This window comes from Tunturiibacter gelidiferens (assembly GCF_051013345.1).
GTDB classification, from domain to species: domain Bacteria; phylum Acidobacteriota; class Terriglobia; order Terriglobales; family Acidobacteriaceae; genus Edaphobacter; species Edaphobacter gelidiferens_A.
Window position 1 is genome coordinate 1,517,166 of record NZ_CP132939.1, and the last position, 15,081, is coordinate 1,532,246.

14 protein-coding genes, 1 tRNA gene and 1 pseudogene are annotated in these 15,081 nt (G+C 57.8%); 10 read left to right on the forward strand and 6 right to left on the reverse strand.

All coding sequences use genetic code 11. The annotated features are described in order from the left end of the window. Window positions 1-6 precede the first annotated feature (6 nt). Both RBB80_RS07430 and RBB80_RS07435 read left to right on the forward strand, forming a co-directional pair. Window positions 7-1,533, forward strand: a complete 1,527-nt coding sequence (locus tag RBB80_RS07430; RefSeq protein WP_433967569.1) for an efflux transporter outer membrane subunit — start codon at window positions 7-9, stop codon at window positions 1,531-1,533. Between the two features lie 108 nt (window positions 1,534-1,641). Further along, window positions 1,642-4,317, forward strand: coding sequence for a glycosyl hydrolase 2 galactose-binding domain-containing protein (locus RBB80_RS07435; RefSeq protein WP_433967570.1), 2,676 nt, complete (start codon window positions 1,642-1,644; stop codon window positions 4,315-4,317). Window positions 4,318-4,346: 29 nt separating this feature from the next. On the opposite strand, the gene RBB80_RS07440 is transcribed toward RBB80_RS07435, so the two are convergent. After that, window positions 4,347-4,423, reverse strand: a tRNA-Val gene (locus tag RBB80_RS07440). An 80-nt stretch (window positions 4,424-4,503) separates the two neighbouring features. Between RBB80_RS07440 and RBB80_RS07445 the strand changes: the two genes are divergently transcribed. The 6 genes from RBB80_RS07445 (at window position 4,504) to hscB (ending at window position 8,964) form a co-directional block, all read left to right on the forward strand. Beyond that, a complete protein-coding gene (locus RBB80_RS07445) occupies window positions 4,504-5,076 on the forward strand; it encodes a CDP-alcohol phosphatidyltransferase family protein (protein WP_433967571.1) in 573 nt (190 codons plus the stop codon). Between the two features lie 378 nt (window positions 5,077-5,454). After that, window positions 5,455-5,922 carry an RrF2 family transcriptional regulator gene (locus tag RBB80_RS07450; RefSeq protein WP_433967572.1) on the forward strand — a complete coding sequence of 156 codons (468 nt, stop codon included), beginning with the start codon at window positions 5,455-5,457 and terminating at the stop codon, window positions 5,920-5,922. 70 nt (window positions 5,923-5,992) lie between these two features. Further along, window positions 5,993-7,273 carry an IscS subfamily cysteine desulfurase gene (locus RBB80_RS07455; RefSeq protein WP_433967573.1) on the forward strand — a complete coding sequence of 427 codons (1,281 nt, stop codon included), beginning with the start codon at window positions 5,993-5,995 and terminating at the stop codon, window positions 7,271-7,273. Between the two features lie 56 nt (window positions 7,274-7,329). Beyond that, entirely contained in the window at window positions 7,330-7,746 is a 417-nt protein-coding gene (gene iscU / locus RBB80_RS07460; RefSeq protein WP_433967574.1) for a Fe-S cluster assembly scaffold IscU, read from the forward strand. A gap of 105 nt (window positions 7,747-7,851) precedes the next feature. Next, window positions 7,852-8,352, forward strand: coding sequence for a HesB/IscA family protein (locus tag RBB80_RS07465; protein ID WP_433967575.1), 501 nt, complete (start codon window positions 7,852-7,854; stop codon window positions 8,350-8,352). Further along, window positions 8,353-8,964, forward strand: coding sequence for a Fe-S protein assembly co-chaperone HscB (hscB, locus tag RBB80_RS07470; protein ID WP_433967576.1), 612 nt, complete (start codon window positions 8,353-8,355; stop codon window positions 8,962-8,964). A gap of 184 nt (window positions 8,965-9,148) precedes the next feature. On the opposite strand, the gene RBB80_RS07475 is transcribed toward hscB, so the two are convergent. The 3 genes from RBB80_RS07475 to RBB80_RS07485 all read right to left on the reverse strand — a co-directional run bounded on the left by RBB80_RS07475 (window position 9,149) and on the right by RBB80_RS07485 (window position 11,062). Beyond that, a complete protein-coding gene (locus RBB80_RS07475) occupies window positions 9,149-9,682 on the reverse strand; it encodes a hypothetical protein (protein ID WP_433967577.1) in 534 nt (177 codons plus the stop codon). A 150-nt stretch (window positions 9,683-9,832) separates the two neighbouring features. Next, complete coding sequence (locus RBB80_RS07480) at window positions 9,833-10,330, reverse strand: DinB family protein (RefSeq protein ID WP_433967578.1); 498 nt, start codon at window positions 10,328-10,330, stop codon at window positions 9,833-9,835. A gap of 237 nt (window positions 10,331-10,567) precedes the next feature. Then, window positions 10,568-11,062 (reverse strand): VOC family protein, encoded by a 495-nt coding sequence (locus RBB80_RS07485; RefSeq protein ID WP_433967579.1) that lies wholly within the window; start codon window positions 11,060-11,062, stop codon window positions 10,568-10,570. A 133-nt stretch (window positions 11,063-11,195) separates the two neighbouring features. Between RBB80_RS07485 and RBB80_RS07490 the strand changes: the two genes are divergently transcribed. Continuing rightward, window positions 11,196-11,705 (forward strand): GNAT family N-acetyltransferase, encoded by a 510-nt coding sequence (locus RBB80_RS07490; protein ID WP_433967580.1) that lies wholly within the window; start codon window positions 11,196-11,198, stop codon window positions 11,703-11,705. Between the two features lie 221 nt (window positions 11,706-11,926). Here RBB80_RS07490 and RBB80_RS07495 read toward each other — a convergent pair whose 3' ends face one another. Together RBB80_RS07495 and RBB80_RS07500 are read right to left on the reverse strand one after the other, a co-directional pair. Next, window positions 11,927-12,265, reverse strand: coding sequence for a helix-turn-helix domain-containing protein (locus RBB80_RS07495; RefSeq protein ID WP_433969558.1), 339 nt, complete (start codon window positions 12,263-12,265; stop codon window positions 11,927-11,929). Continuing rightward, window positions 12,247-12,747 (reverse strand): DUF6597 domain-containing transcriptional factor, encoded by a 501-nt coding sequence (locus RBB80_RS07500; protein ID WP_433969560.1) that lies wholly within the window; start codon window positions 12,745-12,747, stop codon window positions 12,247-12,249. The genes RBB80_RS07495 and RBB80_RS07500 overlap by 19 nt, the downstream gene beginning before the upstream one ends. Window positions 12,748-13,134: 387 nt before the next feature. Here RBB80_RS07500 and hscA point away from each other — a divergent pair. Next, window positions 13,135-15,080 (forward strand): annotated as a pseudogene (hscA, locus tag RBB80_RS07505) (Fe-S protein assembly chaperone HscA). Window position 15,081 lies beyond the last annotated feature (1 nt).

The window sequence follows — 15,081 nt, forward strand, 5'->3', positions numbered from 1 at the left end:
ATTTGGATGTCTAAACCTATGACTAACCTTCGATTCACCCTGGTGATTTGCCCGGCACTCGCGGCGCTTCTCTTGACTGGATGCATGGTGGGGCCTAAGTATCACACGCCGCCGGCCGTTGCGCAGGCACCACCGGTGACTTACAAGGAGTCGCCCACGCAGTTTCCGGATACCGATGGCTGGAAGGTGGCACAGCCTCAGGATGCGATGCTGCACGGGAAGTGGTGGGAGATCTACAACGATTCCGAGTTGAATGCGCTGGAAGAGCGATTGAACATCGACAACCAGAACATCAAGCAGTTCTTCGCGAACTTCATGGAGGCGCGGGCCCTGGTTGCGGAGGCGCATGCACAGCTTTATCCGACGGCTTCTGTGGGACCTTCGTATAGCCGTTCCAAATCTTCAGCGAATCTGGGGCGTTCGTCGCAAGCCAACACGGGTTCAACGAGCTCCGTCGGATCTTTGCCGCTATCCGTTTCGTGGGAGCCCGACCTTTGGGGCAGAGTCCGCAGCACGATTCACGAACAGCAGTACAACGCACAGTTGAGCGCCGCCGATCTTGAGAATGAGAAGCTGACCGAACAAGCGAGCCTTGCTACTTTCTTCTTTGAGATACGGGGTCAGGATGCTTTGCAGGCTATTCTGAACGACACGGTGGAGGCGGACAAGAAGGCGCTTGAGTTCACGCAGGCTCAGTATGAGACTGGGATCGGCGACCGGATTTCGGTGGTGGAGGCGCAGAATACGCTACAGAATGTGCAATCGCAGGCGATCAATCTTGGCGTGGCGCGCGCGCAGTTTGAGCATGCCATTGCCCTGTTGGTGGGGGCCAATGCTTCGACGTTTTCTATTCCGGTGAGGGCTGCTAGTGTGACTCCTCCACCGATACCGATTGGGTTGCCGTCGGCGCTACTGGAGAGGCGGCCTGACATCGCTGCATCGGAGCGAAACATGGCGGCGGCGAATGCGCAGATTGGTATTGCGACTGCGGCGTACTATCCGAATCTGACGTTGAGCGCGTCTGGCGGATTCGAGAGCTCTACCTTCAAACATCTGTTTGACTGGCCGAGCCGGGTCTGGTCGATTGGGCCGACAGTGAGTGAGACGGTCTTCGACGCTGGGTTGCGGCGGGCAACGGTGAATCAGTTTAGAGAGGTCTATAACGCCGATGTCGCCAGCTATCGGCAGACCGTTCTTACGGGATTCCAACAGGTGGAGGACGCCCTTGCTTCGGTGCGTATTCTTTCGCAGCAGCAGATACAGCAGCAAGAGGCAGTGAAGTCGGCTGAGGAGTTTCTGACGCTGGAGACTGCGCGGTATCAGACTGGGATCGATCCGTATGTAAATGTGGTGACGGCACAGACGACGTTGCTGACGGATAGGCAGTCTGTAGCGAATCTGCGAGTGCAGGAGATGACCGCTTCGGTGCAGTTGATCGAGGCGTTGGGCGGAGGATGGGACCGGTCGCAATTGCCTACGCCGGCACAGGTCTCCGAGAAGCTGACCAAGGCGGAGACGACGATTCAACGGTGAAGCTGAGGTGTGACCTTTGCGTGAGGATCGTGTAGGGTTTCTATGTCTGGCGCGGAGTGATTTTCGCGCTGCAAATCTCTGTGATCTAACGATTAAAGGTGCGGTTGAATGCGAATGAAAGCTTGGGGATTGGCATTGGCTGCTGTGGGTTCCATGGGATTGGGTTCGATGGCTTTGGCAGCTAGTTCGTCTCTTCCTCAACCTGTAACGCTCTCAACTGGCTGGCAGTTGCAGGATGCAGCGAAGGTGACTCAATCCGGTGATGCGATCGCTTCGAAAAACTTCAAATCGCAAGGTTGGTACTCCGCGACGGTGCCGGGCACGGTGTTGACGAGCCTGGTGAATGCAGGTGTCTACCCAGAGCCTCTGTATGGGGAGAATAATCGGCCCGACAAGATTCCCGATAGCCTGGCGCGCACGCCGTACTGGTATCGAACGGTCTTTGAGGTGCCGAAGACGTACGCCGGGAAGCACGTGTGGTTGAACCTGGAAGGGATTAATTTCTCCGCCCAGGTGTGGGTGAATGGGACGCAGGTGGGCACGATGAAGGGCGCGTTCAAGCGGGGGATCTTTGACATCTCTGCGCAGACGAAGCCGGGGAAGAAGGCGGTTCTGGCCGTGCTGGTGTCGCCGCAGCCTCACCCCGGAGACCCACATGAACATACGATTCGGGATGGCGTAGGCAGGAACGGCGGCATCACCGCGATTGATGGGCCGACATTTCTTTCGACAATTGGCTGGGACTGGATTCCTGCGATTCGCGATCGGAACACGGGGATCTGGCAGAAGGTTTTTCTCTCGGCGAGTGGGCCGGTGGTGATCAAAGATCCACTGGTGACGACAGATCTTCCGTTGCCCAAGACGGATTCGGCTGATGTGGCGGTGCAGGCGCGGGTTGAAAACGTGACCGACACGCCGCAGAAGGGTGTGTTGAAGGGGAGTTTTGGAGACGTGACGTTCGAACAGAGCGTCGAGGTGGCGGCGCATAGTTCGCAGACGGTTACGGTCGATCCGAAGAGTACGCCGGCGATGCATGTGGCGCATCCGAAGCTGTGGTGGCCGAATGGCTATGGTCCGCAGAATCTATATAAGCTGCATTTGAGTTTTGAGGTGGATGGTAACGCGTCGGACAGCAAAGATGTGAGCTTCGGTGTTCGCAAGTTTACCTATGCCGTGCCGGATTCGGAGAACCTGACGATCTCGGTGAATGGTGTTCGCGTGTTTATTCGCGGAGGGAACTGGGGATTGGATGAAGCGATGAAGCGCAATCCGCGGGAGCGGCTGGAGGCGCAGATTCGGATGCATCAGATCGCGAATATGAACATGATTCGCAACTGGGTGGGACAGAGTACGAGCGAAGACTTTTATGAGCTATGCGACAAGTACGGGATCCTGGTGTGGGATGAGTTTTTCCAGCCGAATCCTTCTGACGGGCCAGATCCAGATGACTTTGATACGTACATGGCGAATGTGCGCGATAAGATTCTGCGGTTTCGGAATCATGCTGCGATTGTTGTGTGGTGTGCTCGGAATGAAGGGTATCCGCCGAAGAAGATCGACGATGCGCTGCGCGTTTTGATGACTGAGCTGGAGCCGACGAGGTTGTATCAGGCGAACTCTGCAGACGGGCGCGGGGTGAATTCGCATGGGCCGTATCACTGGAGGACGCCACGTGAGTTCTACGTCTATGACGAGGCGTACAAGACGGAGATCGGAAGTGTGTCGGTTCCGACGCTGGAGTCGATTCACGGCATGATGCCCGAGAAGGATTGGGAGACGATCAATGACGACTGGGCGGAGCATGACTTTGCCAAGGGCGCGGCGGATGGCGACACGTATCCGGCGATGATCGCTGATCGGTATGGCAAGGTGGCGAACCTTGCGGACTTTGTGCGGAAGTCGCAGCTGGCGAACTACGAGGCGTTCCGCGCGATGTATGAGGGACGCAATGCGAAGTTGTTTCATCCGACGACCGGCGTGATCACGTGGATGAGTAATCCTGCGCAGCCAAGTTTTGTGTGGCAGATCTATCACCACGATCTCGAACCGAATTCGGCTTTGTTCGCGGTGAAGAAGGCAGCCGAGCTGGTTCATATTCAGCTGAATGAATCGAACGGCGAGGTCCAGGTAATCAATAACGCGGATAGTCCACTTGAAAATGCGCGTGCTCATCTGGCGATCTACAACATGGATGGGGCAATGAAGTATGAGCACGATTTCGATGTGACTGCTGCCCCGAGCCTGGCGACTACGCTTGGATCCGTGGCGTGGCCCGCGGATCTTTCGGTGGTTCACTTTGTGAAGCTTGAGCTGCGTGATGCCGCGGGCAAGCTGGTTTCGGATAACTTTTATTGGCGTGCGCTGCCGGAACATCAGGACGATCTGAAGGCGCTTGATCGTCTACCGACGATCGCGCTGGATGCGAAGGTCGGCCGTAGCGATGCTGACGGAAAGAGTTTGATCACGGTGACGCTGCATAATCCCGACAAAGAGATTGCGTTGATGACACATCTTCAGTTGCGGAGGAAGCGCTCGGGGGAGCGAGTGCTGCCGGTGTACTACAGCGATAACTATGTGTCTCTGCTGCCGAATGAGAGCAAGACGATCACGATTGAGGCGGCGACGCCGGACCTGAAGAGCGAGGACGCGCTGGTTGTTGTGGATGGATGGAATGCCAAGGTCGTTGCCGGGACTGCGGCGGGAGTGGGGATCGAGACCAACGGCGAAGCTCTTGTGGAGCATTGGCCCGTGACCGGACTGCCGATGATCTCGGCAGCACCATGACCAGGTGCGAGGGATGGATTTTGAAGGGATGGTAGGCACGAGGAGACTCGAACTCCTGACCTCTACCGTGTCAAGGTAGCGCTCTAACCAACTGAGCTACGCGCCTGTGCGTCTTTTCAGTCTAAACGGAGATCTGTGTTGGGGCAACCTTCACGGGGTTGGGATAGGATGGATTGACCCCGCAACGTGCCCTTCCTGAGCCAATTTCGCGCCGCACCGAACCTGCTTACGCTGATGCGGCTCTTTATTATCCCCTTCCTTTTGATTGAGATTCTCGATGGGCACTATGGCGTCGCGTTTGGGTTGTTCATGCTTGCGGGGATCAGCGACGCGCTGGATGGTTTACTGGCTCGGTGGCTGAGTCAGAAGACTACGCTGGGGCAGTATCTGGATCCAATTGCGGACAAGTTGCTGTTGAGTTCGTTGTTTGTGGTGCTGACGCATGTTGGGCTGATTCCGTTGTACGTAACGGTGCTGGTCTTCAGCCGCGATGTGGGGATTCTGTTGATAGCAACGCTTCTGTTTGTGACGGGAACGCTGCGGGACTTCAGGCCCAGCGTGTTTGGAAAGCTGAACACGTTTGTGCAGATCGTCGCTCTGATTGCGGTGATTTGTCAGAAGCTGTTTGTGTCGCAACAACTTGCGACGCTGCGGGATATTCTGGTGCGCGCGATCGCGGTCCTGGCACCACTCTCTGCAGCGCAGTATGCATGGATTGTGCTGCGCAGGATGAGTTCTCCGCCGGAGCAGACCGTTTAGTCGTCGGAGGGAATCTCGGCGAGGGCGGTTTTTTCTTCGATGGCGATGTCGCTGTATTCAGCCGAATCGAAAACTTCTCCGCACTTCTGACACTCAACGAATTCGGCGTCTTCCTCGCGGGCGACGATTTTGACAATGGGATGTTTGCAGATGGCAGTCATTGGGGGAGAAAAATGTGAATGGTATGGATTTTGCGCGTCCGCGGACCCCTTGTCAACCTGGATTCTGGACTTTTGTCTGGTGAGAAATTCTGGAGGGACTCTGAAATCAAGGGCTCCTCACCCCTGTTGCACGCACCGAATTTTGGACGTACACTATCTAGGACTGGAATTGTCTGATTTACCCTCAATTTTCAGGGAGCGGGAGCTCAAAGCCGACATGCTGCGTCTGACCAAAAAAGCCGATTATGGTCTGATGGCTCTGAAGTATCTGGCGGAGCAGACGGACGGCAGCGCGCACAGCGCAAAGGATATCGCAGAGGCCTATCACATCCCGCCGCAGCTGTTAGCTAAGATTCTACAGACTTTAGCGAAGGCTGGACTGCTTGTTTCGCATGCCGGGACCAATGGTGGCTATGCTCTGTCGCGAAGTGCGACAGAGATGACGGCGTTTGAGGTCATCCGGGCGATTGACGGGCCGCTTTTCATTACAAGTTGCATTACGATTCACGGAACCTGCGACCTGGCAGGGCATTGCACCATCAAAGAACCATTGCGCAAAGTGAACGACAGCATCAAGGATCTGCTGAATGGACTCCGTATCTCCGACCTGATCGAAACCGGGGATGCGGAACAGGTTGGATCGGGCGCCCCGGTGGGCGGCGGTCTGGTAAGCATCGCGGTTTAGTCACGCGCTGACTGACGATGGACAGAGTTTGAGTTAGTGAAGAGTTAGAAGCACCAGTTTGGGAGATACGATGAGCAACGAGATGAGCAATAACGGCGTAGTGATCAGCGAGTCCTCAGCACCATTGCCGGCCGGCGTTACGCTGCCGATCTACATGGACAACCACGCGACGACACCGATGGATCCGCGGGTTCTGGATGCTATGCTGCCTTACTTTGGCAAGGTGTTTGGCAATGCGGCGAGCCGCAACCACGTGTTTGGCTGGGAGGCGGAGAAGGCGGTTGAGAAGGCTCGTGAGCAGATCGCCAGGTTAATTGGCGCGACGGCGAAGGAGATTATCTTCACCAGTGGTGCGACTGAGTCGAATAATCTTGCACTCAAGGGAATCGCGGAGATGTATCGTGAGCGCGGCAACCACATCATCACGCAGGTGACCGAGCATAAGGCTGTTCTGGATACGTGCAAGAAGCTCGAGAAGCAGGGTTATCGCGTGACCTACCTGCCGGTGCAGGCGGATGGTCTGATCGATCTTGAGGACCTGAAGCGTGCGATCGACGACAAGACGATCCTGGTTTCGATCATGTATGCGAACAACGAGATTGGAGTGATTCAGCCCATCGCCGAGATCGGCAAGCTGTGCCACGAGAAAGGCGTGATCTTTCACACCGACGCGGTCCAGGCTGTGGGCAAGATTCCGGTTGATGTGCAGAAGGACAATATCGATGTGCTCTCGCTCTCGGGACATAAGATCTATGGGCCGAAAGGTGTGGGCGCGCTGTACGTTCGTCGTCGCAATCCGAGGGTGCAGATCTCGGAACAGATCAATGGTGGTGGTCATGAACGCGGCATGCGGTCCGGTACGCTAAATGTTCCAGGCATCGTTGGGCTGGGCGCTGCTTGTGAGATTGCGGGCCAGGAGATGGAGGCCGAGGCGAAGCGCGAGCAGGAGCTGCGGGACTACATGAAGGCCAAGTTCGAGAAGGCGCTGGACTATGTTCACGTGAACGGCAACATGGACCATCATCTGCCGGGCAACCTGAATATGAGCTTTGTGTATGTCGAGGGCGAGAGCCTTTTGATGGGAATTAACGATATTGCGGTTTCTTCGGGTTCTGCTTGCACCTCAGCGACGCTTGAGCCATCTTATGTATTGAAGGCTTTGGGTTTGGGCGACGATGTGGCGCACAGTTCGATCAGGTTCGGTTTTGGCCGCTTCAATACGAAGGCTGAAGTCGACTACGTTTCGGACAAGGTGATCGGTGTGGTTTCGAAGCTGCGGGAACTTTCCCCGCTGTATGAGATGGTGAAGGAAGGTATCGACCTCACGAAGATTGAATGGGCCGCGCACTAATCCGGCGGCATTGGCAGTTTGGAAATTTGGAATAAGTTAGAGACAGGAGAAACAAGATGGCATATAGCGATAAAGTAGTGGACCACTACAATCATCCACGAAATGTTGGCACATTGGATAAGAGCGCTGCCGAGGTTGGCACTGGGCTTGTAGGCGCGCCAGAGTGCGGCGACGTGATGCGTCTGCAGATTCGCGTGAATCCGGAGACGAACGTGATCGAAGATGCCAAGTTCAAAACCTTCGGCTGCGGTTCGGCGATTGCTTCTTCCTCTCTCGCAACAGAGTGGGTGAAGGGCAAGACGATCGACGAGGCGATGGCGATCTCGAACACGGACATTGTGAAGGAGCTTGCGCTTCCTCCGGTGAAGATTCACTGCTCGGTGCTCGCGGAAGACGCGATCCGCGCGGCGATCGGCGACTGGAAGAAGAAGAACAACGTTGCCGAGACGGCAGCGGTTGCTGTCGCTCACTAAATTTTGAGCGGCGGTGCAGGGTTGAGACGACGGTAGCGGCGCATTTTTCAGTCGCGTTGCTACCGTGTTCTGTTGGTAGTGAGTGGCAGCGGCAGGGACGGCGATATGGCAATGGTGACACTACAAACCGCGGCGGAGATGGAGACGGCGCAACAGGCCGCTACATCCGGCCAGGCGAAGAATCCGCTGGCCGGGATGAATGTGCTGACTGCGCAGGGGCAGGAGCCGGGTCAGAAGGGCATCCAAATTACGGAGAAGGCGCTGAAGCGGATTCGTGTTGCGATGGCCAAGGAAGGTGTTTCGCCGGAGCAGGGTGGCCTGCGGGTGGGCATTCAGGGCGGCGGCTGCTCGGGGCTGAGCTATAACATTCGCTTCGATACGCAGCCTCGGGAACGGGATCGCGTTTATGCGTTTGGTGAGGGGCTGGCGACCGCCGGCGATCCTACGAATGGTGCGGCGATACGGATCTTTGTCGATCCGAAGAGCTTTATCTACCTGCACGGCATGGTGCTGGACTTTGAAGAGACACTGATGCGTCAGGGGTTCAACTTCATCAATCCGAATTCGACCAAGAGCTGTGGGTGCGGGTCGAGCTTTACGGCGTAGATGGATTATTTTTCCTTCTTCGATCTTCCGCGGAAGCTGACGCTGGATGTTGTGGCGTTGGAGAAGCAGTTCTATGTGCTCAGCCGCAAGCTGCACCCCGATCGGTTCGCTTCGAAGCCGGTGGCGGAGCAGGAGGCAGCGCTGGCGCAGAGTTCGCTGCTCAATGATGCGTATCGAACTCTCAAAGATCCGATTTTGCGGACGCAGTATCTGCTGACGCTCGAGGGTGTCGAGTTGGAAGAGCAGTCGAAGGCGGCCACCGATGCGGCGCGGGTGTCGGGCGAGCAGAAGAAACAGATTGTTCCTCCTGAGTTGCTGGAGGAGGTCTTCGAGCTGAATATGCAGCTCCAGGAGATGCGCGCGGCTAATCAGATGGGCGAGGATGAGCCGGAGTTGCGGCGCGATCTAATGACGGCGAAAGACACCTTCGACGCAAAGATGGTGGAGACGCAGGCGGAGTTGGAGGAGCTGTGGTCGGTCTGGGACTTCGGGGTGGACGCCGGGGATGAGGCGGCGAAGACTCGGGCCAAGGATGCGATGGTGGTGCTGCTCAACAAGCGGAGCTACTTGCGGAACCTGGTGCGGGATGTCAATGAGGCTCTGGGTCTGTAGCTCTCCGGCAGTTGGTGCGTCGACTAATCGGCGATTAGTCCGGCGGTCTCAACCGGTCGATGCAACACCATCTGATATGAATCATTTTTCTAAAGGTGGTGTTTATGGCACAAGGAAAACGGAACAGGCTTTCCGCGGTGCCGGGGTCTGAGAAGTGGCAGCTCGGAAACTAAAGGCCTCTGCACTATTGTCTGGGATTTCCGCCAGAGAGCAGGATCATCGGAATCTGCGAAGCCAGCTGCAGGTCAATCAACATCACCAGTCGCCGATCCAACTGGAAAAACACCGCGGTTTTCCTTCCTGGTATCACGTTGTTGAAGAGCGCAGTGTATCTCAGCCGTAACTCCGCAACCGATTGATCGACGCCAAGCATCTTGCGTACCAGTCCCATTGCCTGATCGTCGGTCAAGGTGGAGTAGCTGGACGCGAACTCTTTGAGCGCCGCATACTTCGCATCGTTGATCTTGACCAGATCGGCGGTGTACTGGTCATACAGCGGCCAGAATTTCAACGCCTCCTGATCAGTCAGCTGAAGATTCGAAGCGATGATCCGCCTCTTCTGTGACCGAACATCCTTCCGTAACAAATCGATATCCTGATCCGTGGCGGTCTGGGCAGAGTTGTCAGACGGGGTTTGCGCCGAACTTTGACTCCAACAGATTCCAGTCAAAATCACCATTGCTGCAATGCTGAACGATAGAAGACTCTTCCTTATCACGGATAATCTCCTTCCCATCGCTGTCGTTGGTAGAACCCGCAGGCACCTCAAGGTGCAACCAGAATCTTACGCCTTACTATCGCCAGCCGGGCAAGTCGCTCATCGAACGACGATCCAAAACTTGACGTCGAAGTTCCCAGGAAACGGGGTTTAGTTACCGCGTGCGGTGAGGCGTTCCAGATGCTGGATGTGGTTGATGTCGTGGCCGGCCATGGTCTCGACGATGGTCCAGAGGGTCATGGTGCCGCGCTCGGGGTGGGTGGCGGTGCGGTGGCGGTCGTCTTCGGAGACGGTGGCGAGGAAGAGGAGGTTCCAGTTGCGCGTGGCCTGGAAGAGGGCGAGTGCGGGTTCGATGTGGTAGACGGCGTAGCGTTGGGCCCAGGCTTCCTGATCGAAGGGCTGGATGATGTGGTGGGGCTGGTCGGGTGCGGGGGCGACGGTCTGGCGGAGGCGGAAGGCGAAGACCATCTCCGTGTCGGCGAGGTGGGTGATGATGTTGCAGATGCTCCACTTGCCGGGGGCGGGCGGGGTGTTGATCTGCGCGCCGGTGAGGTTGGCGGTGAGGGTGTGGAGGCGCTCGGCGGTGCTGGTGAGGACGGGGATGGGGTCGCGGCCGTCGAGGTACTTTGCGTAGGGGTTTAATTCCATCTGGAGACGGTATCACGGGGGTGGGGGTGCAGGCTAGAGTTTGGTTTCGGCCGCTGGGTTAATTCGAATGGGAATTAGTCCTGCCGGACGGGCTCCCTGCGCGGGAGGCGGTCACTTCGTGACGTGTTTACCGGTCTTGGCACGATGAAGTGCGGGGCCTCCCGTTGGTCGGAAAAGGACTCTGCAGGTCGACGGTTGCGCCAACGATGCGTTTGCGGATCGACGGCTATGTTTCGGTCATCGACCTGCGCTTTCTTGAGCGTGCTCGATAGCGGAGTCGGGCTTGGGCTGCGATGATTCGGGTTGCCAGGGGTCGTAGGTGCCGATGCTCCAGAGGTGGCCTTCGAGGTCGCGGCAGGTAAAGGCGCGGCCACCGTAGTCCATGTCGCGAATGTCGAGAACCATCTCGGCGCCTACGGATTTCGCGGTGGCGTAGACGGCGTCGGCGTCAGAGACTACGAGGTAGGCGCCCTGGGTTTCGCGTAGGCCGATCTCGTCGGGTTGGACCATGAACCTGCCGGCTTCGCCACCGTTGTCAACGGAGCCGAGCATGATCATGCCGTTGCCGTAGGTGAGCTGAGCGTGCTGGACGGTCTTGTTGTCGTTGGCTACGAAGACGGCTTGTTTTGTGAAGCCGAAGGCAGCGACGAGCCAGTCGATGGCGGCGAGCGCGTCGCGGTAGCGGAGGCTGGGGATGATGGAGGATCGGGTGGTGTTGACTGGGGTGTTCATGGTTGGAAGGATGCCATGAGAGCGGCGGGGTGGTCTTGGAAAATTCGGCGGTGCAAGAGATTTATTTGGGGTTTGATTTCGTGTTTCCGGTGAAGCGGGAGAACGATCTGATGGGTGGTAGGCTACTGGAGTTATGGCCGAGATTGTGGTGCGAGAGGCGGTTGGGGTAGAAGATATTGCCGCGGTGCGACGGCTGATGCAGGCGTATGGAGAGTATCTGGCGACGAATCCTGCGGGTGCGGCGAATATCTGCCTTGAGGGGTATGGGCAGGAGTTGGAGGGACTGCCGGGAGCTTACGTGGTTCTGTTGCTGGCGGTGGTTGATGGGACGGCGGCAGGGTGTGTGGCTCTGCGTCGTGTGCGAGGCGAGCAGAGAGGATGTGAGATGAAGCGCCTTTGGGTGGATGGCGCGTTTCGCGGATACGGGTTGGGGCGGCGGCTGGTGAAGGAGGCGATTGAGTGGGCTGAGGGAGCGGGGTTTGAGGCGATGTATCTGGATACGGTGCCAGCGGCGATGCCGGAGGCGAACCGGCTGTATGAGGCCATGGGATTTGTGCGGGTCGAGCGGTATAACGAGAATCCGATTGCGGATGTGGTGTTCTTTCGACGTGGTTTGGAGGGGAGGCAGCTTGGCGCGGGTTGAAGAGTGGTGCTAAAGCTGTTTTCACGTTGGATGGTGGGGAGCAGAGACGAAATACAGGGATCTCTCCACTGCGCAAGGAACGATAAAACTGTTCGTTGCTTCGGTCGAGATGCGAGTCATTGCACGGGCTGGCGATCTTTCTAAACTCGCTTTTTGAAAAGCTTTCCTTTTAGAACTTCCTCTTAAAAACTTCCTCTTACACGGACTAAAGATGAACTGCGCTAATCGAGGGGGATGTGATTGGCCCAGATGCGGTTGGTGGTGGAGTAGTCGGAGGCGCTGAGACCGGAGAAGGCGCGGAAGTCGTTGGCGAAGTGGGACTGGTCGTAGTAGCCGCAGGTGAGGGCCAGTTCGGCCCAGCGGACGTCGGTGCCGCGATGCATCTGTTGGACGGCTTGCTGGAAACGTTGGATGCGGCAGTAGAGTTTGGGGGAGATGCCGACCTGTTGGTTGAAGCGCTCGGAGAGACGGCGGGGGCTGAGGCCGGTGGTGCGGGTGAGCTCCGCGATCGTCGTGGTGCCGGGTGAGGTGTGGAGGTGGGTTAGGGCGTAGTCGAGGATGGGGTCGCGGCGCTGATGTTTGCTGAGGGAGAGGCGGGTGAGGAGGGCGAATTCGAGGAGAGCGAACTTTTGTTCGGGAGTGGGGGCTTCGCGGAGGTCGTTGCGGAGGTTGAGGGAGGCGCGTCCCCAGAGGTCGTCGAGGGAGGTCTCGCAGTTGGTGAAGACGCAGGCGTCTTCGGGGAAGAAGGCGGGGGTGCCGCCGGGGTGGAAGACAACGCCGATGAGCTCGGTGAAGTCGATGGCGTCGATCTGCTGGTAGTGGGAGTAAATGCCGAGGAAGATGCCGGCGGGGAGTGGTCGAGAGGGCTGACTGGATTGTTGGCGTCGGTGAGGTAGTCGCGGGCGAGCGAGAGGACGATTTGGGCTCTGCCGGTGGGAAGAACGCGCTCGTGGCGGTGGGCGGCGTGAGGGTCGCGGGCGTACCAGAGGGATTTGATGAAGGGGGAGAGGGCGGGATGAGGGTTGTGCTCGAGATAGAGCATGCTTCGGCCTCGGGTTGCCTGATGTTATCTCAGATAGAAGATGGATGTCCTGCCGGACGGGCCCGCTACGCGCGGGGCGGTCACTTCGTGACTTGTCTACCGGTCTGGGTGGAGTTAGATGCATAGGGCCTCCCGTTGGTCGGCTGAAATTTTGATTCCGACCAACGGGAGGATCATTTGTCGCCCCGAGGTATACACCCCACGAAGTGGGCGCCCCGCGCGTAGCGGGCCCGTCCGGCAGGACAGCGAGCGCATCCAAAGACCGTAACCGCAAGGCGTGTGGCGATGTAGGACAATAGAAGATGGACGAATAGGGGATTTTGAACGATGGCGGATGAGCGGGTTGTAGGGATTGATCTGGGTACGACGAATTCGCTGGTGGCTTTTATGGAGGGCGCGACGCCGGTGGTGATTCCCGGAGAGGACGGTGAGCGGCTGGTGCCGTCGGTGGTGGCGTGGACCGACAGTGGGGTGGTGGTGGGGAATGCGGCGCGCGGGACGCTGATGGCGGACTCGGCCAGCGCGGTGTATTCGGCTAAACGCTTGATGGGACGGGATATTGAGGATGTGCAGGGGGAGCTGAAACTGTTTCCGTTCAAGTTGGCGGAGGGGTTGAGGCCGGGTGAGGTGCTGAAAGTGAGTGTGGGTGGGTTGATGCTGACGCCGCCGGAGATCTCGGCCTATGTGCTGCAGCAATTAAAGAAGAATGCAGAGAGATTTTTGGCGGGCCGGTGACGAAGGCGGTCATTACGGTTCCGGCTTACTTCAACGACGCTCAACGACAGGCTACGAAGGATGCGGGACGGATTGCCGGCCTGGAGGTGCTGCGGCTGGTGAATGAGCCTACGGCGGCGGCGCTGGCTTATGGGCTGGATAAGAACAAAGATGGCTTGATTGCCGTGTATGACTTCGGGGGAGGGACGTTCGATGTCTCGATTTTGAAGCTGCATGAGGGGATCTTCGAGGTGGTCGCTACGGGTGGGGATACGCACCTGGGTGGAGACGATATCGACAACCTGATGATTGCGATTGCGCTGGATGATATTGCCGGTGATCTGGGTGAGGATGTTCGCGGGAACGGCGAGGCGGTGCAGGCGGTGCGTAAGGCTGTGATCGAGGCGAAGATTCTGCTGTCGAGTGCGGACAACGCGACGTTGAATGTTGAGCTGCCGAGTGGGAAGAGGTATCTGCGGCAGATCTCGCGGGAGCAGTTTGAAGGCTTGATTGCTGGTGTGATTGCGCGGACGGCGGGGCCTTGCAAACAGGCTTTGAAGGATGCGGGTTTGAGTGCTGCGCAGATCGATGAGGTGGTGCTGGTGGGCGGGTCGACGCGCATTCCGGCGGTGCAGGCGTTGGTGGATGATCTGTTTGAGATGAAGGCGCGGGGGAAGAAGCCGCATACGGAGTTGAATCCGGATGAGGTGGTGGCGCTGGGGGCGGCGGTGCAGGCGCAGATTCTGGCGGGTGGGTCGGCGGCGACGGAGGATCTGTTGCTGCTGGATGTGACGCCTTTGTCGCTGGGGATTGAGGCGCTGGGCGGCGTGGTGGCGAAGATTATTCAACGGAACTCGACGATTCCGGCGAGTGCGACGGAGCACTTTACGACTGGCGTGGATGGGCAGACGAATGTTGCGATCCATGTGGTGCAGGGTGAACGGGAGCTGGCGAAGGATTGCAGGTCGCTGGCGCGGTTTAATCTGAAGGGGATTCCGCCGATGGTGGCGGGGCTGCCGCGTATCGAGGTGAAGTTTCTGATCGATGCGAATGGGATTCTGCATGTGAGTGCGCGGGAGCAGAGGAGTGGGAAAGAGGCTGAGGTTGAGGTGAAGCCTACGTATGGGCTCACGGATGAGCAGGTGGAGACGATGATTCTGGACTCGTTCGATCACGCGGAGACCGATATCCAGGAGCGGCAGACGATCGAGGCGAAGAATGAGGCTGAGACGATTCTGAGTGCGGTGAACAAGGGTAAGAGTCATGCGGCGTGGCAGATGCTGACGGGCGTGGAGATAGAGAAGATTGCGACGGAGATTTCGTTTCTGGAGGCCGCGGTGCAGGGTGGGGAGTACAAGGTGATTCGCAACGGCATTGAGCGGCTGGACGCGGCGACGCGGAGGTTTGCGGAGTTGATGATGGATACCGCGGTCTCGGGCGCGATGCAGGGCAAGACGATGGAGGCTGCAGGTGAGAGCATGGGAGAGGGACCAACGGCTCCGCACCCTTTTGCGAAGGCGCAGGTGAGCAGCTCGCGTATAGACGCTGATGCTGAGACGAAGAAGATTGAAGAATCAATTCATGATGAGGCTACGGCCGGAGAGTCGACGGAAGACTGAA